This is a genomic window from Rahnella sikkimica (assembly GCF_002951615.1).
GTDB classification, from domain to species: Bacteria; Pseudomonadota; Gammaproteobacteria; order Enterobacterales; family Enterobacteriaceae; genus Rahnella; species Rahnella sikkimica.
Window position 1 is genome coordinate 2223158 of sequence record NZ_CP019062.1, and the last position, 22807, is coordinate 2245964.

Genomic DNA, 22807 nt, shown 5'->3' on the forward strand with positions numbered 1-22807 from the left:
TTAATTAGTACATTTCACCTGAGCATAGGTTATCTGCAGATGCTGAGTCCATTACAGTTTCGTTACCTAAGGCACAGAAACATTGCGAAAAGTTGCCATTCTTGCATGATCTAAGTGTGAATATATGCACAATCGATTGTATAGCGCTAATCCCAGCAAGCCCCTTGATACTAAAGTGAGCACCTGAACTTCTAGGGTTAATTATATTCCCCTCAATATCTAAGGATGCTCCTTGACCTTTTATTCCGGCTCCTGTCCCTGGTAAATGCGCATGGGAATGTGGTGTAGGATCTATTTTATGGCCCTGTGGATTTAGTCTGTACGCATTCGAACCATTATCATAAAAGGTGTGGGTATCTGGACTATTTGTATTATTCGGCGGATATGGGCCTGTTAATCCTCCTACTGGCTCCATCATGACATTCCCTCTGCTGTCTCCTATGAACCGGCCCACAGGCTGCCCTGTAATCGGATCTATTGTACATTGTTGATTTGCAGCCAGACCCATAGGGTCAATGCTTTGCAACGGATCCAACGCATAACCATATAAATTCCATCCCCCTCTCAACCCAATCGGATCCTGCGTAATATACCGTCCCTGCATCGGGTCATAATAACGGTGACGGTTGTAATACTACCGAGTGCATTTGGAGTTTAAATAATATTCAACAACTTTATCAAATCCTTCATTTCTTTCAATTTCATATAAATCAGTGCATTTCAATATTAGATTATCTGAAGAACTTAGCATGTAAATCCCCTCTGGAATTGAGTCGTCGCTGATATGGACATTTGTAATTATCCAAAAGTACGGAAACTGGTTACTTTTAATTCTTATACCAAGTAGATCGTACTTTCCATATATATATTTTTTTAGATAAATAAGTTCTCTTGATTTGTTTTTATTTTTATCTCTGTATGTTAATTCAACACCTTGCATGGCAGCATAGATAGGCTTGTTGGCGAGCTCACCATGATTAAGCATATAGTAGATGTAGTGTCCTCCCCAACATACAAGGGCGATGGCTGATAATAACAGGAAACTACATCCTTTATTCATGATTGAACTCCGAAAAATATGAAGAAATCAAAGTGCCCTGATTGATTTGAATCCCTGTATTTCCAGCAAGCATCCCTGCTACAAAACCTATTGTCGGAGGGAGTTGTGGCAACATCCCTTGAGATATAGCATCTGTCATGATTTTTTGTCCAACATTTGCTTTTGTAAAAGAATCTGCAACCATCGTTGAGCAATTGTGCTTAGCTATGTTGTATTCAACGCCATTAGGGTAGTTTTCATTAATATAATTAATCATTGCTTCTTCTTGTAATGGCGTTGTTTTAATGACATATGCAGTGATGTTTCTATTTTCTGACTGTGTTCTTAAATATTCAGTGGTGCTGCTTCCATATTTATTTATTGTCCCATAACTAAATATACCTTTCCCAGAAAAAGCGAGTGCTGTATGTCCCACCGGATTCCCTTTTGTTGGGCCACCAGCCAATACCAGAGTATCTAATCCCATGGAATCAATTGAACTCACCGGAACATTGTTAACATAGGAATAAAGATTCCATCCTCCTCTCAACCCAATCGGATCCTGCGTAATATAGCGTCCCTGCATCGGGTCATAATAACGGTGACGGTTGTAATGCAACCCCGATTCTTCGTCGTAATGCTGGCCCTGCATTCTTATTAACTGGCGCAGATTGTACGGGTTGAAAACATCGACCGGGTTGCCCCAGACGTCCATCACAGCGCTCCATTCCACCTTGCTGGTTTTGTGATTAATCAGCGCAATGGGTGTGCCGAGGTGGTCGCAGTGATAAAGGTGCAGTTTCAGCGCGTCACCCTGCGGCAGCGGGTCGAGCCACAGCGCGAGGTTTTCGGCTTTCAGGCCGACGGCGTCCAGCCACTGCTGATTGTCGTCGCTGAGGTGATTTTTGCGGATGTCCTTTTCGATTTCATTCAGCCGCAGATGGAGTTCGGTCGGCAACGCGCTGCCGTTTTCTTCTTCGAGCTTTTCTGCCAGCGAGCGGTGGCTGTCTTCCATACGGGCATGTTCGGCGCGCAGCAGCGGGACGAAGCTGTTCGGGTGATAAATCGTGTGAAGCTGGATGTCGCGGTTTTCGGTCAGCACCAGCCGGTCGCCGTCCCAGCCGAACCAGATGTTCTGGGTTTCTGGCTGCCCGGACTGCGGATTGATTTGCGTGACGAGTTTGCCGACGCGCCGCCCGAGCGGGTCGTAGATATACCGCGCCTGCGTCTGAATCTGGCCGTCCTCTTCCATTTTCAGACGCGTCAGCCGGTGCGCCTGGTCGTAGGCGAAGTGGCTGATGGCCCCGCGCGGTGCTTCCCGCCAGCCGGCGCGGTACGGGCGTTTTTCCGTCAGGTTGCCAAATTTGTCGTGTTCATAAATATACCGCTCATCGCGCTGGATGCGGTTTTGATACCAGACCGGCAGCGTGTCCGTTAACGGCGTATTCAGGTCGGGATGCGTACAGTTGCGGTTACCGGCGGCGTCGGTGACGGTGGCGAGAAAACCGTCCGGCGAGCTGACGCTGTTCAGGCGACCGGCTGGCGTGTAAGCGTAATGATGGTCACCGAGTCCGGTGGTCATCTGCGTCATCTGACCGGCGGCGTTGTAGTGATAATGGCGTTTCAGGTTCGGGTGGCCGACGTCCGGCGTGTGCTGCGCGGCGAGTTGTCCGGTGAGTGAATAGGTATTTTCACTCTGCCAGCCGTCGCTAAACCGGCGGGTGGTTTCGCGGTGCAGCCTGTCGCGGGTGAATTCCAGCAGCACGTCATCGCCGAGTTTTACGCCGAGCAGGTGGCCGGGGCCGTAGGTCTGCCAGCGGATTTCCGGCAGGCCGTCGTAGCGGACGGCGGATTCAAAGCCGCGCACGTCGAAGCCGCGCACCGCGGTGTGCTGCCAGAGCAGGTCTCCGTGGGCGTTGCGGATTATCTGCCGTTCGCCGTTAAGGTTGTCATTCGCGTCGTACTGAAAGCGCACGCTGACCAGATGGGTTTCGCTGCGGTGGGCGGTTTCGGTGACGCGCCCGGCGGCGTCATACTGCCAGAGCACGTCGTCCGGACCGTCGTTCGTTTCGGGGCGCTGCTGGCGGATAAGCTGGCCTTCATCATCGTAATGCCAGTGCGTCATCAGCCCGGCATCGTCGCTGCGGATTAGCTGACCGGCGATGTTGTACTGATAACTCTGCACGCGGCCGTCAAAGCCGACCTCCTGAATCAGCCGGTCCATGACGTCGTAGCTGAATTTCGTGTCAGCGCCGTTTTCGTTAACCAGCCGCATCAGCCTGCCCGCGCTGTCGAATTCAGTCTGACGGTTCAGCCCGCCTTCGCTCTGTGCGGTTGGATTCCCGCGCTCGTCGTAGGTTTGCGTGGACTGACTGCCGTCTGGTCGGGTGACGGTGATGACGTCGCCCGCCGCGTTATATTCCCAGTGTGTTTTTGCTCCGCTGGCATCTTCGCGCGAAATCCGACGCCCGCGCGCATCGTACGCAAAGCGGGTTTTCATTCCTTCTTCGTGCTGGATTTCGACCGGCTGACCGTCGCGGTTATAGCGGTATGACGTATTAAACCCGGAGCAGTCAGTGAAGGCAATCAGCAAGCCGGCCGCGTTCCATTCCAGCGTCTGACGCCCGCCCGCCGCGTCTTCGGTAGCGCATGGCAGCGCACTTTTATCACCTGCATAGTGATAGCGGCGGGTCTGGTGCAGGGCGTCGGTTTCAGCGGTCAGACGCCCCAGTGCATCATATTCCCTGCTCACGCGGCGTCCGTCGGGCGCGGTGCTGCAAACCAGCTGCCCTTGTTTGTTGTAGTAGAACTGGCTGCGTTTTTCGCCGCCCGGATGCAAAGTCGCGCCCAGCGTGCCATTGGCCGGGTTGTGGTGAAATTCGGTGGTGCGCCCGGAAGCGTCGGTTTGCGATATCAGCTGGCCGCGGTTGTTGAACGCGCTTTGCGTGCAGCTGCCGTCGGCCTGCTCAAGTCTGACTACGCGGCGTAATCCCTTTTCGCCCTCGAAGTGATAGACGTGTAAGCGCCCGAGGCTGTCGGTGACGCGGGTCTGGTTTTTGGAGTATTCAAACTGATAGCTCAGGCCGCCGGGATTGACCTGCGAAATGACTTTTCCGGACGCATCGTACACGTAGCGGGATGCCGGGCGTCCGGCGTAGCGGTGGGCAATCATCAGACCGGTGCCGCTCAGTTCCTGATGCCAGTCAAACTCGCGAACCACTTCGCCCGCGCGGTCGCAGACGGTTTTCAGTTCGCCGCGTGGCGTGAAGTCGTTGCGCACCAGCGGTCTGGTCGGCAAGTCCGAAAAGGCTAAATCTTTCGTCAGCCAGACGGCGGAAAGCCGCACGCCGCCATCTTCGCCCCAGCCGTTATCCGGCACGGGTTTGAAGTCTGGTACTGTCATCAGCTCAAGGCGAAAGCGCCGTCTACAACTGTCGGTGACGCCGGTAATCTGCCCGGCGAATTCGCCTTCGGCGTCGCGATGATAGTTAAGCTGATTGCCGAAACGGTCGGTCAGCCCGAGCAATAACCGGCTGGCGGGCAGCGGGCGCGGCAGCACGTCTTCTGAGGTTTCGGGCAACTGCACGCAGCCCAAAATCCACCACGGGCCGGTGGCGTCATTGGCGACAAAATAGTAATGCGGGCTGTTGCGGAGTTCGTCCGGCAGCGCCTGCCACAATTTCCCGAGCGGATGAGCATCTATTTGCTTATCGGCACCGCCGCGCGCCAGCCAGAGATTTTCGCTGTGGCTGAACACAATTTGCCCCGGCGGCAGGTGATGAAAATGAATGCTCCGCCCCGAATTATCGTTAAGGATGAGTTCGTCCGCGCGGATTTGCAGGCGGATATCCGCCGCCGCCGACCATCCGGGGCCGAACATCCCGACCGGCGCGGGCGTGTCCGTTTTATAGCTGCTGTAAGCACGCGAAAGGACAAACGGTAACGACGCGGGCAGCGCGATATCGGTCTCGCCGGGCAGGACTTTTGCGCCGAGCGACGGGTTAACGGGGCTGCCTTCCACCACCCCGCCGGGACACACCGAACACGCCACACCGGTCGGTGCGCCAATCATCACGCCCAGAGAACCCTGAACAATCGGGCCGCCGATGGCGGTGTTATCGAACTTTCGGGCGGCAGGGAATCCGGTCATAAGTAAGTCCTTTTAAGTAAAACGTCCGTGGAATGATTGATTTGAAGGTGAGGTGTTTATCGTTGCATTCACGGTATAAATACAAATAAATCAATCAGATGAACGAAGCTAAACGTTAAAAGGAATATGCGTTGTGAGGAGGTTAACAGGTATGAGGAAAGCAGAAAAAGTGAAGGGGTGCAGATAAAAAAATCCCCGACGCAGGGTCAGGGATTCGCAAGAGAAAATATTCAGGGGAAGTATTAAACCTTCACTTCTTTAATCACCGTTTTGCGGCGGCCGAAGACCAATTTACCCAGCGTCACCAGCAGAACGGCGCAAAGAATGATGCCTAAGGCCACCCATTCGACCGGCGAAAGGGATTCGCCGGCGAAGCTGATGCCCAGTAAAACGGCGACAATCGGGTTCACATAGGCATAGCTGGTGGCGACGGCGGGACGCACGGTTTTCAGCAGGAACATATAGGCGCTGACGGCAATCATCGATCCGAAAACGACCAGATAGCCCAGCGCCAGAAAGCCGCTCAGTTTTGGCGCAGCAGCAAGATGTTCACCGCTGACCCGGCTGGCAACCAGCAATACCACACCCGCAATAATCATTTCCGCTGCACCTGCCATCAGGCCTGTGGGCAACGTCAGGCGTGAACTCCACACCGAACCAAACGCCCAGCTCAGCGAGGCCAGCAAAATCAGCGCTGCGCCCCACGGATTGCCTTCCAGATTGTTGCCGGTATTGAGCAGCACAATGCCGAACAGGCCGATCGCCACGCCGGTCCATTCCAGACGGCTATTGGGCATTCCCCACAAACGGCTGAAGCACAGCGTAAACAGCGGAACAGTGGCAACCATCACGGCGGCAATGCCCGACGGCACCTGCATATGCTCAGCGACTGTCACCAGACCGTTACCGACGGAGAGCAGCAAAATGCCCACCGCACCGGCGGCCATCCACTGTTTCAGCGATGGCACTTTATGCCCGCGCAGCAGTAAAAACGTGAACATAATGCATCCGGCAACAAAGAAGCGCAGCCCGGCCATCATCAGCGGCGGCCAGCTTTCCACCCCCACGCGGATCACGAAATAGGTAGAACCCCAGATAAAATAGAGCGCAAACAGGGCTGCGATTAACGGCAGCAGGGAACGGGTAGCGGAGCCAGTCATAGGAATAACTTATTAGCGTGATAACGAAGGCAAACAGTTAACGCTATCCGCCTGATTTCCGGCAAGGGAATCTGTGCGATCGCGTCAAAATGTTGCTAAAAAGTTTCTGCATATGACAAAAAATAAGAGACGTTAGCGGATAACGTAATTAGCGCATGAATAGTGTGTTGCAGGAGGAGGTAAACAATTTATAATTCGTCGTTCAAATTTCCGAGGTACTGCACATGAATTCGCTTGGCAAAAAATTATTTATCGCTCTGTTCGGCCTGATGGCAATTGGCGCAATTGGTGGCGTGATGGTCGCGGGCTATGCGGTGGTGATTCAGGACGACGCCAAACCGGTGAGCGATAACGATGCCCCTTCCGTGGTTCCGGCGCCGTCTTCAACGTCAGCGCACTGATTCACCGCCAGACCGCTGCTGCCACCGTTGCAGCCAGCGGCTCCAGCGTTCAAACAGCATATCCACGCAAATCGCCAGCAGCGCGACAATCACTGCGCCCTGCAAAACATACGCCGTATTAAAGCCGCTCAGACCGATAATAATCGGCGACCCCAGGCTTGATGTGCCGACCGTTGACGCAATCGCCGCCGTCCCGATATTAATGATCACTGAGGTACGGATACCGGCAATAATCACCGGTGCGGCCAGCGGGATTTCGACCTTTCTCAGCATCTGCCAGCGGCTCATCCCGACGCCCTGCGCAATTTCGCGTGCCGACGCAGGCACCGATTCAATCCCGGCAATCGTTCCCTGCAAAATGGGCAGCAATCCGTAAAGCACCAGCGCAATAATCGCCGGTTTTTCGCTGAATCCCATCACCGGCACCGCCACCGCCAGCACGGCAACTGGCGGAAAAGTCTGCCCCATCGCCACCAGCGTTTCGACCAGCGAGCGGAATTCCTTACCCGCCGGACGCGTCACGCCCACGCCCGCCGCCACGCCAATCACTACCGCAATCAGGCTCGAAACGCCGACCAGCAGCAGGTGCGCTTCCACCAGCGAGGCGAAACTTTCCTGCTGATACACCGGTCTGCTGAGTTCGGGGAACATCCAGTGGAACAGACCGCCGAGCGACGTCATCCCGAAAATCAGCGCCAGTAAGAGTGCCAGTACCCAGAGGAAAGGATCCGTGAAAACTCGCCGTAACACGTGTTTCATACACCGTTCCCTGTCGTCGTCAGATCCGCAAAATGCAGCACACCGACCGGCTGCCCCTGCTCATCCACCACCGGCAATTGCTGAACCTGCTGCGCAACAAACTTTGACAGCGCCTGACTCAGGCTCATCGACGCCACCAGCGGTTTTTCGCTACCGGCGTAAAATTCGCCCTGTCGCGTGCGCGAACCGACTTCCTGTAAAGACAGCAAACGGATCCCCATATCGCTGCCGCCAAAGAAATCGCGCACGAACGGCGTCGCCGGTTTGGTCAGTAATTCCAGCGGCGTGCCCTGCTGCACCACCTGCCCATCGTTGAGCAGCACGATGCGGTCGGCCAGCGCCAGCGCTTCGTCGATGTCGTGCGTCACCAGCACAATCGTGCGGTGCGAGAGTTTATGAATGCGCGCCACTTCTTCCTGCAACGTCGCGCGGGTCACCGGATCGAGCGCGCCAAACGGTTCGTCCATCAGCAACACTTCCGGGTCTGACGCCAGCGCACGCGCCACGCCGACACGCTGCTGCTGCCCGCCGGAAAGCTGATGCGGATAGCGCGTGCGGAACTGTTTCGGATCCAGGCTCAGCAGCTTGAGCAATTCGGTCACGCGGTCGCGGATTTTGGCCTTCGGCCATTTCAGCAACTGCGGCACGGTGGCGATGTTCTCTTCCACCGTCCAGTGCGGGAACAACCCAATCGACTGAATGGCGTACCCCATCCGGCGGCGTAAATCCTGCGCGCGGAATTTTTCAATCGGTTCACCGGCAAAGAGAATTTCGCCGCGATCGTGCTCTTCGAGCCGGTTGATCATCTTCAGCGTGGTGGATTTCCCCGAACCGGATGTCCCGATCAGTACGGTGAATTCGCCTTTGGCCATTTCCAGCGTCAGGTCACGCACGACCGCCTTGCCAGCAAAGTGTTTACTTACCTGCTTGAAATGAATCATCTGCGTGAAGTTTCCAGTATTGAGACTGCGAATTTAAAGAGGCTGTCGACCACCACGGCCATCAGAACCGCCGGGATCACCCCGAGCAGCACCAGATCCAGCGCGCTGCTTAACAGGCCCTGGAACATAATCGCCCCCAGCCCGCCCGCGCCGATCAGCGCCGCGACCATCGCCATTCCGACGGTTTGCACCGCCACAATGCGGATGCCGGTGAGGATAACCGGCAGCGCAATTGGCATCTGGACGCGGAAAAACACCTGCCCGCGGTTCATGCCCATGCCGCGCGCGGATTCAGTCACCGCCTCCGGCACGGAATCAAGCCCGGCAATCACGCCGCGCACCAGCGGCAACAGGGAATAAAGCACCAGCGCGATAATCGCCGGGGCCAGCCCGATACCGCTGATCCCATGATCGGCCAGCCACGGCAGCGCTTTTGCCAGACCGGCCAGCGGCGCGAGCAGCAGGCCAAACAGCGCAATCGACGGCACGGTCTGAATAATATTGAGCACCGACAGCACCGGCCCGCGCCAGCGCGCATTGCAGTGGCAGAGCAAACCAACCGGCAGGCCGATCAGCACCGCAGGCACCAGCGTGCCGAACAAAATCCCCAGATGCTGCCACACCGCGTCGTTAAACACGTCCGAACGGTTGTCGTACTCTTTCAGCAGCGACAGTTCAGAAAGCTGGCCGTAAAACAGCAGTAAAACCACCGGGATCAGCATCTGGATATTGAGCAAAATGCGCAGGGTGTGATTGCGGGTGAAACGGGAAATGGCGTCGGAGGCAATCAGCAAACACAGCGCCGCTGCCGCCCAGAAACCGCCGCCGAGCGAGGTGCGCGCAATGCTGTCTTCATTACCGCCGGTCAGTTGCACCGCCGTGTGTCCGGCCAGCCAGACCAGCGCCGCCAGCAGGATTTCTGCCAGCAACATCACCAGCAAATGACTGCGGCCAAACAAGGTAAGAAAAGCGCTCACCACCAGCAATATCACCGGAAGAAGCACAAAAAAGGTGTCGCTGTGAAGCAGCGAGGCCAGCGAAATGCCCTGCCCCGACACCAGCCGGTTAGGCGCATGGCTGAGAAAGGCCAGACCGGAACCGGCCAGCAATAACAGGAAAACCAGCGTCAGCAATACGCGGTTTTTAACGGGAGAATGATGAGTCAAAACGTTACCTGATTTCAGTGAGCACGACCCGCAGGCCGTGCTCCGGGCGTCACTGCCCGATTATTTTTTGACGAAACCTTTGTCCTGCAGGTACTTCGCCGCGACCTTCTTCGCATCCTGCCCCTCAACCGCAATTTTCGCGTTCAGCGTTTGCAGGGTTTTGGTATCAAGCGAAGCAAAGACCGGTTTCAGCAAATCAGGAATGTTCGGGTGCGCTTTCAGCGCGGCTTCGCGGATGATTGGCGCAGGCGCATAAATCGGCTGCACGCCTTTCGGATCTTCCAGCGTTTGCAGGCCCAGCGCGGCCACCGGGCCGTCGGTGCCATACGCCATCGCCGCGTTCACGCCGGAGGTTTTTTCCGCTGCCGCTTTAATGGTGACCGCCGTATCGCCGCCTGCCAGCGACAGCAACTGCTGCTGATTCAGCTTGAAGCCGTAGGCATTTTCAAACGCCGGTAACGCATCCGGGCGCTCGATAAATTCCGCCGACGCCGCCAGTTTGAAATCCCCGCCGCTGCTGATAAATTTGCCCAAATCGGCCAGCGATTTCAGGTCATGCGCACTCGCCACGTCCTGACGCACCGCGATAGTCCAGGTGTTATTCGCCGGAGACGGGCTGAGCCAGACAATTTTGTTCTGGTCGTAATCGAGCTTTTTCACTTTATCGAAACCGGCCTGCGCATTTTTCCACGCCGGATCTTTTTCATCGGAGAAGAAGAACGCGCCGTTACCGGTGTATTCCGGGTAAATATCGATTTCCCCGGCGGTGATCGCGCCGCGCACCACTTTGGTCGTCCCCAGCTGCAATTTATTGGTGGTGTGAATGCCGTTGGCTTCCAGCACCTGAATAATGATGTTACCGAGCAACGACCCTTCGGTATCGATTTTCGAGCCAACACGCACGGAATCGTCTGCGGCATGTGCAGTAAAACTCATGGCAGAAAGCGCCAGCATTGCTGCGGTCAGTCCCCGCACCCGCCCTTTTATTGCAGTCATGGTATGTCCTCTTATTGATTTTTTTAGGATTGTGTCGCCGGGCGACAGACGTTCAAATTGGCTTTCATCAGTGAAAAAAGCGTGCTAACAAGGATAGTCCAATTTCAGGTAAGGGATTGGAGGGTGGGTTATAAAAACAGGCAGAGGTACAATCGGGAAATGCATAAATATAGGAAGCTTTTGTGAAAATTCGCTAATCCCGATTCACCGCCCGACCTTAGATCGCTTTGTTTTAACTTATAGCCATTTGTTTTTACGCTTCGCTGAATCAGGACTTGTGACCGGCATCACCTCGCCTCTATGCTGGTTTTTTTGTCAAAAAGCGTAAACACAATAATGTCTGATTCAATTGCGGCCTCTCCCGCCGCCTCTTCAGGGGATTACAGCGCAGATTCTGCGTCTGACAAGCCGGTGGTGATTCGTTCCGCTGCCGATATTACGCAGTTAGTAAACCGTGGCGCGGCGAAAATCAGCGACGCGCGCATCGTGATTGCTATCGCACTGGGCGGCGTTTTCCTCGACGCTTACGACCTCGGCGCGCTGGCCTTCGGGATGAAAGATATCACCCGCCAGTTCGGCCTGACGCCGTCCGGCGCGGGTTTCGTGGCTTCCGCGATCACCTTCGGGGCGATTGTCGGCGCACTGTTCGGCGGCTATCTGACCGACAAAATTGGCCGTTACCGCGTCTTTATGGCCGATATGTTCTTTTTCGTGATTGCCGCACTGGCCTGTGCTTTTGCACCAAACGAATGGGTGCTCGGCGGCTCGCGTTTTGTGATGGGCCTCGGCGTCGGTATCGATTTACCGGTCGCGATGGCGTTTCTGGCGGAATTCTCCAGGCTTCAGGGGCGCGGCAATAAAGCCTCGCGCGTGGCGATGTGGTGCCCGACGTGGTACGCCGCCATCAGCGTTTCCTATTTGCTGGTTCTGCTGCTTTACGCGGTATTGCCCGCCACGCACACCGACTGGCTGTGGCGTTTAATTCTCGGTTTTGGCGCAGTTCCGGCCATTCTGATTATCCTTATCCGTCACCGTTATATGAATGAATCACCGGTCTGGGCGGCGAATCAGGGAGACCTGCAAAGTGCGGCGGCCATCCTGCGTAAATCCTACAACATCAATGCGGTAGTAGCAGATGACGCGGACAAAACGCCGCAGGTGAAAGTGCGTAAAGCCGCCTGGCGCAACTACGGCACGCTGTTGCAGGGCATTTACCTGCGCCGCACCGTGCTGGCCACGGTGACCGCCGTCGCGTCGTCATTTGCCTATAACGCGGTGGCGTTCGGCCTGCCGGTGATCCTGTCGAGTTTCCTGCAACAGTCGATGATCAGCACCATTTTGTTCTCGCTCGGCCTGAACCTGTGCTTCGCGTTTGTCGGCGGCCTGATTGCCGTGCGTTATGTGTCAAAATTTGGCGCATGGAAAATGACTTACGCGGGTTATGCCTGCCAGCTCGTCGCGATGATCGGCCTGGCGCTGGTAGGCCGCCCGGCTGACGGCGGTGAAGCGGCGATTTCCATCGCGATGCTGGCGTTGTTCCTGTTCGGTCAGGGCTTCGGTCCGGGTTCGCACACCATGACCTTTGCCTCGCTGAGCTACCCGACGTCGCTGCGCGGCATGGGCGTCGGCTTCAACCAGACGCTGATGCGTTCCAGCTCAACGGTTTCCCTGTTCCTGTTTCCGGTGCTTTCCGCCGCCTTAGGCACAGGCGTGTTTTGGGTGATCGCTTTAGCGCCGCTGGCAGGGCTTATCGTGCTGACGGCAATACGGTGGGAACCTTCGGGGTATGACGTGGATGCAGAGGATTTTGATGTGCCGGTGCCGCGGCACTGACGGCTTAACATCTTTCAGAAAGGTGAAAGTTTCGGTTTTTCATGAGCGGTGCCCACTCAGCGGCTGACGCCTAAACCGCCAAAGAGGGAGGAAAGCGCCTCCCTCTTTGATCTCCCACGCTTTTTTCCAACACGCGCTGTCGCTGGCTGGCTATGTTTCAGGTGCCACAGCTATTGCCGCGAAAACTTGCCGCTGCGCGGTTCCTTCATTTCGGTCTTCGAGCCATAGGTCTCGAAACTCTCATTCAGCAAAATTTCTGAGCGCGCCATCTAACCTTTCTCAAAAAATAACAACGATTTGGTTTGCTCCTCCCCCTGCGAAGGGGAGGCCGGGAGGGGGTTTAGCAGGCCACTGTGTCGCTAAAACCAACACCCCATCCCGGCCTTCCCCTCGTGAGAGGGGAAGGAGCAAATCAAAACCAGCCAGCATGAATCTTTCGAATTAAATAGCCACTGGCCGCTTTCAAAACGACGTTGAGCGAGCGGCGAGAAACGGCGAGAGTCTTTTTTCGAGCAGGTTCGAACCCGAAGCGAAAGAACCGCGCAGCGGCGGCGTTTGCGGCACTAGCCGGAGTTGCTGAAACAGTGCCAGCGAGCGGTAGCGCGCAGTGAAAGAGCCCGGGGGTCTTGGGGGCGGCGGCGATATGCCGCCCCCAAGTCGGTGTGGGCCGACGCCCACGACCTTGAACTTAAAGCCAGTTTGGGTGCAACCCAAGGTTTTGAATCTAAAGCCACAAAGCCGTGGCTCCGGCTTCAGATCACCGCGCTTCTCGGCGCAAACACAAACCCGACTCCATTCTCAATCATCGCTGCCACCAGCTCGAATCCGCCATTCGGTTTCCCCTTTGCGTATTCCAGTTCGCTGGTAAATATCGGGCTTACCCAGAACTGATTCACCGGGTCGCCGTAGATTTCCGGCAGGTCCACTTTATCGGCCGGGCCGCACAGGGCGGAGGAAATCACGTGGCCTTCGAAGCCCAGAGGCGCCATCGGGGACATCAGCGTGTGGCCTTCGCCGAGCCAGCTGAGCGTGGTCCACGGGATTTGCGCATAACCGGACAGCGCGCTCGCCATCTGCACGGCGTTTTCTTCGGTGACGTATTCTTTGCCGACGGAAAATGCCAGTTCGATACGGCGGTGCTTTTCGGCTTCATCGTTGAAAATGATGTCGATTTGCGGCATCGGGCGGATGCTCATGCCGACGGTGAAGAAGTAATAATTCTCATCGTCTTCGTGCTGGGAAATCGCCATCGGCGGCCAGCTGCCCTGGTTAATCAGGTAATATTTCAGCGACGGGCCAAAGCGATCTTCGTAGGATTCGAGCAGTTTGCGCTGGATTTTCGGCCACGGATTAGTAAATTCATTTTGCCAGTCACGCCAGAATAAACGGGTCTTTTCCGCCAGCTCGCACTGTGCGTTTGTCGAGGCGGAACCAAGCGGGAAAGTCAGCGGGTTTTGCGCGATGCACCCGGCGGAATAGCACACAGAGTGATCGATATACAAACTCCAGCCGGGGATCACCGCCAGCAGCAAACCCTGATACCACAACGCTGCGCCGTCATCGCTTTCGTTCCACAGGATCTGAATTTGTGACGGATCCAGTGGCGCTTCACCTTCCAGATTGCGGCAGTAAGGCGCGGCCAGCAGCGGCGCGATGCCCTGTTCAGTGGCGGCAGTGTCATCGTGCAAAGGTGCAGGCACCAGATTGCGCACCCAGCAGGCACGCATTTTCGGAAAGCGGTCACGCAGATCTTCGCGGGCGAATATGTAGAAATACACCACGCGGTTGTCCTGTTCGACCAGCGCGGTCAGGGTTTGTTTGTCGTTACTGACTTCAGCAACAATGTCGGACTGGCGCATATGACCTCGGCAATATTAGGAAGCTTATTATTCCCTGTGATGGTCAGTGTAGAACGGATAAGCCAGCCCGATAACGGGCAATATTCCCAAAAATCCCCGATAAATCATCAAAACACGCGCTTTTTTCGCCAACGCCGTCGGTTACCGGCAATACAACCGGAAAAGTTGCGCCAGATGTGCCGCCATCGGCGACAGTGTGGTATCACGCCGCTGAATGAGATAGAACGTTGCGGCTGGCAGCGGCAGATCCAGATCGAGCGCCACCAGACTCTGGCCGATCACCGGGTCATTAATCACATCCACGGATAGCACGCTGAGGAAATCGGTTTTAGCAATCAGGCTGGTGCAGGACATAAACGTCTCGCAAATCACGCTGATATTCGGCTCGGCGTCCATCTCGCTAAACACTTCGCTGAGCAGTTTGTAATAACTTCCGCGCGGCGTCGGCATGGTCCAGTCGCAGTGAAGCAATTCTTTCATCGAACGCGCGTTTTGCATCGGGTGGCCGCGTCTGGCGACCACGCGGTACTCTTTATCCATCAGTTTTTCGTATAACAGTTCGTTATCAAAGGGCCCCTGATAATAGGTATTGACGGTGAAATCCAGCTCCCCCTGACGCAGTTCGGGGATCATCGAGACCAGTTGGCCTTCGGCGATACGCACTTTCACATTCGGGAATTCCCGGTGAAAACGGTCGATCACGTCCGGCATGATGGTGCGCGCAATGCTGGCACCGACGCCGATATTCACCCTGCCGCTGGTACCGCCAAGGCGCTGGGCGATGTCTTCCTGCGCCACGCGAAGCTCTTCCAGAATCAGGCTCGCGCGTTTAAAAAACGCGTCACCACAATCGGTTAGTGTCACGCCCTGACGGCGGCGGACAAATAATCTCGCGCCCAGCCCTTCTTCCAGCTCTTTAATCGATTTGGTCAGCGCGGGCTGGGAAAGATTAAGCAAACGGCTGGCAGCGCGAATGCTGCCCTGACGCGCCACAGACACGAACGCCCGCAACTGATGCATTTTTATTTGTGATGCCATGAGATTCTTTGATAACCCCTGATTATCACTAAGAAGATTTTGGCATCTTATATGCGCTGATCGCTTTGTGTACATTGAAAAACACATAAGGCAGACGTTCGTCATAAAACGCTGACCAAGACGACGGCAAAAATGCCGCAATGCAGTCCCTTCCGCCGGGCCATTCCCTGCGGATTTTTCCTTCAAACGGCAACAAATTACGGGTTACTGGTTTGCGCTTCGCGCCCGCCGGTCTGGGTTTGTTGTGCCAGTTATCGTGCTCCGGCGCGCACTGCCCCCCAAACAAGAATTCCTCCTTTCTGCTTCTGGCAGAAAGCCTGCATGTCTGTAAAAAAGAGAGTCCGTGATGGTTAATGAGATTTCTGAACACGTTGAACAGCTGTTCCCTGCCCTGCAAACACAACGTCGTGACCTGCATAAATACGCCGAATCCGGCTGGCTGGAATTTCGTACGTCCACGCTGGTGGCCGACCGGCTGGAGAAACTCGGGTACGCGCTGAAACTGGGCAAAGACGTCATCGATGCCGATTCACGCATGGGTTTGCCTTCTGCTTCCGTGCTGGCTGAACACGAGCAACGCGCGCTGGAACAGGGCGCAATTGCCCGCTGGATGCCGCATTTTTCCGGCGGTTTCACGGGCATTGTTGCCACGCTGGAAACCGGACGTCCCGGCCCGGTGATGGGATTTCGCGTCGACATGGATGCGCTGGATTTAAACGAGGTGCTCGACGAGGCGCACCGCCCGTTCCGCGAAGGATTTGCTTCTGCCAATAACGGCATGATGCACGCCTGCGGCCACGACGGGCACACCACGATCGGTTTAGGCCTGGCGGAAGTGCTGATGCAGGCGCGCGATAAGCTGTGCGGCACGATTAAACTGATTTTCCAGCCTGCGGAAGAAGGCACGCGCGGCGCGAAATCCATGGTCGCGGCAGGCGTGGTCGATGACGTCGATTACTTCACCGCCGTCCATATCGGCACCGGCGTTCCGGCCAATCATATTGTCTGTGGCAACGATACGTTCATGGCAACCACCAAGCTCGACGTGCATTTTACTGGCGTGGCGTCACATGCCGGTGGCAAACCGGAAGAAGGTCGCAACGCCCTGCTGGCGGCAGCGCAGGCCACGCTCGGATTACACGCCATTCCCCGCCACAGCGGTGGCAGTTCACGGGTCAACGTCGGCGTGTTGCAGGCCGGCACCGGCCGCAACGTGGTCGCCTCTTCCGCCATGATGAAAGTCGAAACACGTGGTTCCACCAATGAAGTGAACGAATTCATTTATCAGCAGGCGCTGAAAGTGATTTCCGGCGCGGCCGAAATGCATCAGGTGAAATTTGATATCAAACTGATGGGCGCGGCGCAAAGCAGCAAACCGACGGCCGCATGGGTGAATTACATCCATCAGCAGGCGGAAAAACTCGGTGAGTTTGAAGAGATTATTGACCGTCAGGAAGGCGCAGCGGGCTCTGAAGACGCCACCTACATGATGGAACGCGTGAAAGCGCGCGGCGGCGAAGCCTCTTACGTGATTTTCGGTACCGATCTGAGCGCCGGGCATCACAACGAGCTGTTTGATTTCGATGAAAAAGTGATGATGCAGGGCATTAAAACGCTGGCCGCGCTGGCGCTGAACATCGCTGAATTCAAAGGGGAAAACTGATGGCAGCGCAGCAAAATATTGTCAATTTCATCAGTGATTTTATCGATAACCAGCAACCGGCGCTGGCGCAAATCAGCGATGCCATCTGGGATCATCCGGAAACCCGTTTCGCCGAATCGTTCTCTTCAGCACTGCTGGCAGACAAGCTGGAAGCCAGCGGATTTGCGGTTGAGCGCGGCGTCGGTGGCATGGAAACGGCGTTTATCGCCAGCTTCGGCAGTGGCAAACCCGTTATCGCCCTGCTCGGTGAATTCGACGCACTGGCCGGGCTGAGCCAGAAAGCCGGATGTGACACCGCGCAACCGCTGGTCGAAAACGGTAACGGTCACGGCTGCGGGCATAATTTGCTCGGGACGGCGGCGCTCGGTGGCGCGCTGGCGGTAAAAGCCTGGATGGAACGCGAAAACATTCAGGGTACGGTGCGGTTTTACGGCTGTCCGGGCGAAGAAGGCGGTTCCGGCAAAACGTTTATGGTGCGCGAAGGGCTGTTTGATGATGTCGATGCCGCGCTGACGTGGCATCCGGAAACCTACAGCGGCATGTTCAGCAACCAGACGCTGGCCAATATTCAGGCGTCGTTCAGCTTTAAAGGCGTGTCCTCACACGCCGCCGCTGCGCCACATCTGGGCCGCAGCGCGCTGGACGCCGTGACGCTGATGAACACCGGTTCCAACTTCCTGCGCGAGCACATTATTCAGGAAGCGCGGCTGCATTACGCCATCACCAACGCGGGCGGAATTTCGCCAAACGTGGTGCAGGCCGATGCGGAAGTGCTGTATCTGGTGCGCGCGCCGCAAATGGATCAGGCGCAGGGGATTTTCGACCGCGTGGTGGATATCGCCAAAGGCGCGGCGCTGATGACCGGCACCACGATGTCGATGCGCTTTGACAAAGCCTGTACCAATTATGTGCCGAACCGTACGCTGGAAAGTACGATGTATCAGTATGTTAAGGCGTTTGGCGCACCGCAATACACGGCCGAAGATCAGGCGTTTGCGGCGTCGATTCACGCCACGCTGACGGAGCAGGATATCGATAACAATCTGCTGAATATCTCCCGCACCAGCGGCGCAGAAGGGATGGCGTTCGCCGAAACGCTGCGCACGTCGGCCCTGACCGACGCCGTCGCGCCTTACGCACCCAACAACAATATTCTTTACGGCTCCACCGACGTCGGCGATGTCAGCTGGCTGGTGCCGACCGCGCAGTGTTTCAGCCCGTGCTTTGCGGTCGGTTCGCCACTGCACACCTGGCAGATTGTGTCGCAGGGGCGCACGTCCATCGCGCACAAAGGTATGTGCCTGGCGGCAAAAGTGATGTCTTCCACGGCCATTGAACTGTTCACGCAGCCTGATTTGCTCGCCGCGTGCCAGAAAGAGCGCGATGCCCTGCGCGAGCGTCGTCCGTATCACTGCCCTATTCCGGCGGGCGTAAAACCTTCGCCACTGAAATAAATCACGACGAGTAAACCGCCCGCTCATGCCCCGTTCCGGCAGAGACGGGCGGTATAAATATAAAAAAATCAAACACGACAGAGGGTTAAGAGATGAGTATTGAAGCACAAGACTCCGGCCAGAGCCCTGGAGGTTTTCTCCAGTGGGTAGAACGTGTAGGTAATAAAATTCCCAATCCGTTTTTGTTATTTGTTTATTTGATTGCCATTCTGATGGTCGCCAGCGCCGTGATTTCGTGGCTGAATATTACGGCGGTGAACCCGAGTAATGGCGACGTTATTCATGTTAAAAATCTGCTGAGCGTGGAAGGTATTCAGTGGATTTTGCCGAACGTGATTAAGAATTTCAGCGGATTCACCCCGCTCGGCTCGATTCTGGCGCTGGTGATTGGCGCAGGTCTGGCGGAGCGCGTCGGGCTGCTGCAAAGCCTGATGTATAAAATGGCGTCGAAAGTGAACGCCCGTTACGCCAGCTATATGGTGATTTTTATCGCCTTCTTCAGCCACATTTCGTCCGACGCCGCGCTGGTGGTGATGCCACCGCTGGGCGCGCTGATTTTTCTGGCGGTCGGGCGTCATCCGGTGGCCGGTTTGCTGGCGGCGATTGCCGGTGTGGGTTGCGGCTTTACGGCGAATCTGCTGATTGTGACCACGGACGTGCTGCTTTCCGGGCTGAGTACGGAAGCGGCAAAAGCGATCAATCCGGCGGTTCAGGTCAGCGTTATCGATAACTGGTATTTCATGGCTGCGTCGGTAATTCTACTGACGATTGTCGGGGCTATTCTGACCGACAAATTTGTCGAACCGCGTTTGCCGGTTTATCGCGGCGAACGCAACGAAGAGATGAAGAAGCTGACGCCGGAACAGAACCGTGGCCTGATGGCGAGCGGGATTGCAGCGCTGGTGTTCATCGGGCTGGTCGCGCTGCTGGTGGTGCCGGAAGCCGCGCCGCTGCGGGATCCGAAAACCGGCGGCATCATCCCTTCTCCGTTTATTCAGGGCATCGTGCCGCTGATTATTTTATTCTTCTTCGTGATTTCGGTGCCTTACGGCATGGTGACGAAGCAAATCCGCAGCGCCAGCGATGTGCCGGATTTGCTGGTTGATCCGATGAAGTCTATGGCCGGTTTTATCGTGATGGTGTTCCCGCTCTCCCAGTTTGTGGCGTTTTTCAACTGGAGCAATATGGGAAAATTTATGGCGATAGGGCTGACGGATGTGCTGGAAAATCTCGGCATGACCGGTATTCCGGCGTTCCTCGGGCTGATTTTTCTGTCGGCGTTGCTGTGTATGTTTATCGCCAGCGGCTCGGCGATCTGGTCGATTCTGGCACCGATTTTCGTACCGATGTTTATGCTGCTGGGCTTCCATCCGGCATTCGCGCAGATCGTGTTCCGCGTGGCGGATTCCTCTGTGATCCCGCTGGCACCGATGTCGCCATTTGTGCCGCTGTTCCTCGGATTCCTCCAGCGGTACAACAAAGAGGCGAAACTCGGCACCTATTATTCGCTGGTGCTGCCGTACCCGATTGTGTTTTTCGTGGTGTGGCTGCTGATGCTGGTCGGCTGGTATTTGCTGGGTTTACCGATCGGACCGGGCGTTTATCCGCATTTATAAGTTCAGGAAGACAGGCGGCCCATGCGGCGCATCGCGCGATGCCATGAACCGTTTCTGACGGCCCAGCGTAAAATGCCTGCAATGCGGCGGGTGCCAAAACGAATCGTTTTGCGCTTAACCGGGGAAAGGGAAATCCCCAGTTGTTCCGCCGCCCAGCCGGGCAAAAGCTCGATACCGGCCTGAATCATCAGGCTGCCGACCGGTTTAGCCAGACGGCTTGGCGCAGGCGCATTACGCAGTAACCGCACGACTTCCCGCGTTCTCTCATCACAGCGTAATTGTGGCCGCATGGCCTGCAAATAGGCCTCCACCGCAGCAACGCTGTCAGGCACATTCAGCGCCCCGAGGCTTTCTGCCACGCGGGCGAACTCCTGATAATAGCGGTCCTGTTCGGCCAAACTGAGCGAAGGGTTGCGGTAAAGCAGATGAGATTGCAGGAAACTGTACGCTTCCGCGACGTGTACCCAGACCAGTAAATCCGGGTCGCTGGCAGCATAAGGCGTGCCGTACGCATCTGTGCCGGTCACGTGCAGATGAATGGATTTTACTTTTTCGATGAGCGCCGTGGCATCACGGGTCGGGGCAAATGTCGTTCCGGAAATAAACTGACTGGTGCGGCGCAGGCGGCCCAGCATGTCTTCGCGAAATGAGGAGTGATCCCAGACACCGGCGAGCGCCAGCGGGTGAAGCATTTGCAGCAGCAAGGCACTGACACCGCCACAAAGCATCGAAGAGAAGTCTCCGTGAATTCGCCAGGTTACACTTTCAGGGCCAAACAGCCCCGGATCGCCCGCCGGATTTTCGAAGTCTATACCACCTAACGCCAGGCCAGAAATACTCAGCACCTGGCGTTCTATTCTCTTTCTTAATAACTGACGAAAATCGCTCATCCGCTAGTGCGCTGCGGCAATTTGCACAGTGTTTTTTGTCAGCTCCGGCCACAGGTTCATGACCACGTCGATCAGACGATTAAGCTCAGCCGCCGTTGCGCCATCGCGCGCCTGGACAGAGAAACCCTGAATGGTACAGGCGAGGTATTTCGCCAGCAGGGCACTGTCAGTGACAGCAACCAGATTTTCGCTTTGTTTCTGCTTCTCGAAATATTCGAACAATGTTCGTTCCTGCGACAAGTGGTGCTCACGCAGCATTTCGGCAATATCCGCAGAAGATGAAGACATCCCGGACGATGCGCTGATCATGAAGCAACCGCTCGGCGTATCGCAGTCAGTAAACAGGTTTGCGATGGCACGCAAATACTGGTCAATCGCCTGTTCAACGGACAAATCAGGTCTGCTCAGCAGACAGCGTCCTTTTTCGTAGAAATTTTTAACGTAGTGCTCAACGGCTGCGCGGAAAAGCCCTTCTTTATTACCGAATTCGGCATACAAAGTTGGCGCTTTTGCACCGGTTGCTTCAACCAAATCAGCTAATGAAGTGGCCTCGTAACCATGGCGCCAGAATAAATTCAGGGCCTTGCTCAGAGCAGTTCCACGGTCGAACTGTTTTGGGCGACCGCGACTTTTCCGGACCAAAGCCGTCTGTTCAGTGCTCATACACCCTCCTTCCATCACCATTGTGATAATGGTTATAAAAATTGTTTTTAGAAATAACTTAACGATCATTATTAAAAATAGTTGCGCACAAGTCCAGCGGAGTTTATCATTTAATTATCGAGCGATAAGAAAATCACTCAGACCCGCAAAGCTGCACAGCTATAAGCGCTTTTTAAAAGCAAAATACCTAGGACGAAACATCATGAGTAACTTCAAAATCCTTCTTGCAGTTCTGGCATTAACCGCTGTACCGGTTGCCAATGTTGCCGCACAGCAGGTTATCATGATGCCAGTACAGAGTCAGGAAGTGGCGATGGTCAATGTGACCGGTGACAGTAACTTCTGTAATCCGGCAACCTGTACGAACAAAAAAGTCGAACAGGGTCGCATCTCCACGTCTCCGACTCAGCCACCTGCACCGGTGACTTCAGGTCATAAACCGGCTTCCATTTACTATTAAGGAAACCGGCCACTGACGACGAACATCACGGCAGGGATCACGATAAGGCGGCATTCGCTGCCTTATCTTTTTCTAAGCCGACCCTAGTTTTAACACCCTCTCCCGCCGGAACCAACCATTAACCTAGCGATCATTAAAGATTCATTCAGCACAATATTGGATAAGCCCGAACTCTATCCGTCAGGCAAATCATTTTAAAAACACAAATTTAACAAAACAAAAACAACAATGCGTTTTGGTGTGATGTTCGTCACAGCACAATAAGTTAACGCTCATTAAAAAAACATCTTGCACAAACTCTCAACACCCTTTACCATTTACTTATCGAACGTTAAGTAATAAATAACGTTGACCGAATAACGGGGCTGGCGGGAACGTCATCCCAGACAAAAATTAACGAACAGGAATACAAATCATGAAAACTATCGCAATGACAATCGCTGCCCTGACACTCGCTACCGCTTCTTTCTCAACGCTGGCCGCGACTGAAGTTCAGTCTGCTCCGGCAGGTGCACAGACCATCGGGACAATCAGTGCTTCTTCAAACGGTAACCTGACCACGTTGCAGTCAAAACTGAATGCGAAAGCGACTGAAGCCGGTGCAAGCTCTTACCGCATCATCGGCGCTTCTGGTGAAAACCACATGTACGGTACTGCTGAGCTGTACAAATAAGCATTAGACGTTCGTTAGCAGATTGTTCCGCACAATTAGTTAACGA

At 55.2% G+C, this 22807-nt stretch carries 17 protein-coding genes and 2 pseudogenes; 7 read left to right on the forward strand and 12 right to left on the reverse strand.

Annotation, left to right across the window (positions count from 1 at the left end; translation table 11 throughout):
- Positions 1–4: 4 nt before the first annotated feature.
- From BV494_RS10220 to yedA, 4 genes and pseudogenes are all read right to left on the reverse strand, one after another.
- Positions 5–634 (reverse strand): annotated as a pseudogene (locus tag BV494_RS10220) (RHS repeat domain-containing protein); the annotation flags it as partial.
- Positions 635–1060 (reverse strand): hypothetical protein, encoded by a 426-nt coding sequence (locus BV494_RS10225; protein WP_104922779.1) that lies wholly within the window; start codon positions 1058–1060, stop codon positions 635–637.
- The gene (locus BV494_RS10230; protein WP_104922780.1) at positions 1053–5189 is read right to left on the reverse strand and encodes an RHS repeat-associated core domain-containing protein; all 4137 of its coding nucleotides are present in this window, start codon (positions 5187–5189) and stop codon (positions 1053–1055) included. The genes BV494_RS10225 and BV494_RS10230 overlap by 8 nt, the downstream gene beginning before the upstream one ends.
- 242 nt (positions 5190–5431) lie before the next feature.
- On the reverse strand, positions 5432–6349 hold the full coding sequence (gene yedA, locus BV494_RS10235; RefSeq protein ID WP_104922781.1) for a drug/metabolite exporter YedA: 918 nt from the start codon (positions 6347–6349) through the stop codon (positions 5432–5434).
- A 224-nt stretch (positions 6350–6573) separates the two neighbouring features.
- Here yedA and BV494_RS26350 point away from each other — a divergent pair.
- A pseudogene (locus BV494_RS26350) lies at positions 6574–6675 on the forward strand (YohO family small membrane protein); the annotation flags it as partial.
- A gap of 63 nt (positions 6676–6738) precedes the next feature.
- On the opposite strand, the gene BV494_RS10240 reads toward BV494_RS26350, so the two are convergent.
- From BV494_RS10240 to osmF, 4 genes are read right to left on the reverse strand one after another with little or no spacing between them, the layout of a single operon-like run.
- Positions 6739–7509: an ABC transporter permease gene (locus BV494_RS10240; protein ID WP_104922782.1), complete on the reverse strand. Its 771-nt coding sequence runs from the start codon at positions 7507–7509 to the stop codon at positions 6739–6741.
- On the reverse strand, positions 7506–8450 hold the full coding sequence (locus tag BV494_RS10245; RefSeq protein ID WP_104922783.1) for an ABC transporter ATP-binding protein: 945 nt from the start codon (positions 8448–8450) through the stop codon (positions 7506–7508). The genes BV494_RS10240 and BV494_RS10245 overlap by 4 nt, the downstream gene beginning before the upstream one ends.
- Positions 8447–9616: an ABC transporter permease gene (locus tag BV494_RS10250; RefSeq protein WP_104922784.1), complete on the reverse strand. Its 1170-nt coding sequence runs from the start codon at positions 9614–9616 to the stop codon at positions 8447–8449. Before BV494_RS10250 ends, BV494_RS10245 begins: the two co-directional genes overlap by 4 nt.
- 60 nt (positions 9617–9676) lie before the next feature.
- Positions 9677–10612 (reverse strand): glycine betaine ABC transporter substrate-binding protein OsmF, encoded by a 936-nt coding sequence (osmF, locus tag BV494_RS10255; RefSeq protein ID WP_104922785.1) that lies wholly within the window; start codon positions 10610–10612, stop codon positions 9677–9679.
- Positions 10613–10948: 336 nt separating this feature from the next.
- Between osmF and BV494_RS10260 the strand changes: the two genes are divergently transcribed.
- Positions 10949–12445 carry an MFS transporter gene (locus BV494_RS10260; protein ID WP_104924769.1) on the forward strand — a complete coding sequence of 499 codons (1497 nt, stop codon included), beginning with the start codon at positions 10949–10951 and terminating at the stop codon, positions 12443–12445.
- 752 nt (positions 12446–13197) lie between these two features.
- Here the strand turns inward: BV494_RS10260 and BV494_RS10265 are convergent.
- Positions 13198–14304 (reverse strand): suppressor of fused domain protein, encoded by a 1107-nt coding sequence (locus tag BV494_RS10265; protein ID WP_104922786.1) that lies wholly within the window; start codon positions 14302–14304, stop codon positions 13198–13200.
- 141 nt (positions 14305–14445) lie between these two features.
- Complete coding sequence (locus tag BV494_RS10270; protein ID WP_104922787.1) at positions 14446–15342, reverse strand: LysR family transcriptional regulator; 897 nt, start codon at positions 15340–15342, stop codon at positions 14446–14448.
- 346 nt (positions 15343–15688) lie between these two features.
- Here BV494_RS10270 and BV494_RS10280 point away from each other — a divergent pair, with 346 nt between their 5' ends.
- The 3 genes from BV494_RS10280 (at position 15689) to abgT (ending at position 20075) form a co-directional block, all read left to right on the forward strand.
- Positions 15689–17005, forward strand: coding sequence for a M20 family metallo-hydrolase (locus tag BV494_RS10280; RefSeq protein WP_104922789.1), 1317 nt, complete (start codon positions 15689–15691; stop codon positions 17003–17005).
- The gene (locus BV494_RS10285; protein ID WP_104922790.1) at positions 17005–18459 is read left to right on the forward strand and encodes a M20 family metallopeptidase; all 1455 of its coding nucleotides are present in this window, start codon (positions 17005–17007) and stop codon (positions 18457–18459) included. Before BV494_RS10280 ends, BV494_RS10285 begins: the two co-directional genes overlap by 1 nt.
- A gap of 92 nt (positions 18460–18551) precedes the next feature.
- Entirely contained in the window at positions 18552–20075 is a 1524-nt protein-coding gene (gene abgT / locus BV494_RS10290; protein WP_104922791.1) for a p-aminobenzoyl-glutamate transporter, read from the forward strand.
- A gap of 2 nt (positions 20076–20077) precedes the next feature.
- Here abgT and BV494_RS10295 read toward each other — a convergent pair whose 3' ends face one another.
- Together BV494_RS10295 and BV494_RS10300 are read right to left on the reverse strand one after the other, a co-directional pair.
- Entirely contained in the window at positions 20078–20965 is an 888-nt protein-coding gene (locus BV494_RS10295) for an oxygenase MpaB family protein (protein WP_104922792.1), read from the reverse strand.
- A 3-nt stretch (positions 20966–20968) separates the two neighbouring features.
- Positions 20969–21628, reverse strand: coding sequence for a TetR/AcrR family transcriptional regulator (locus tag BV494_RS10300; RefSeq protein ID WP_104922793.1), 660 nt, complete (start codon positions 21626–21628; stop codon positions 20969–20971).
- Positions 21629–21830: 202 nt separating this feature from the next.
- On the opposite strand from BV494_RS10300, the gene BV494_RS10305 reads away from it, so the two are divergent.
- On the forward strand, positions 21831–22088 hold the full coding sequence (locus tag BV494_RS10305) for a hypothetical protein (protein ID WP_104922794.1): 258 nt from the start codon (positions 21831–21833) through the stop codon (positions 22086–22088).
- A gap of 415 nt (positions 22089–22503) precedes the next feature.
- Entirely contained in the window at positions 22504–22761 is a 258-nt protein-coding gene (bhsA, locus tag BV494_RS10310; RefSeq protein WP_104922795.1) for a multiple stress resistance protein BhsA, read from the forward strand.
- The last annotated feature ends 46 nt before the right edge of the window (positions 22762–22807 follow it).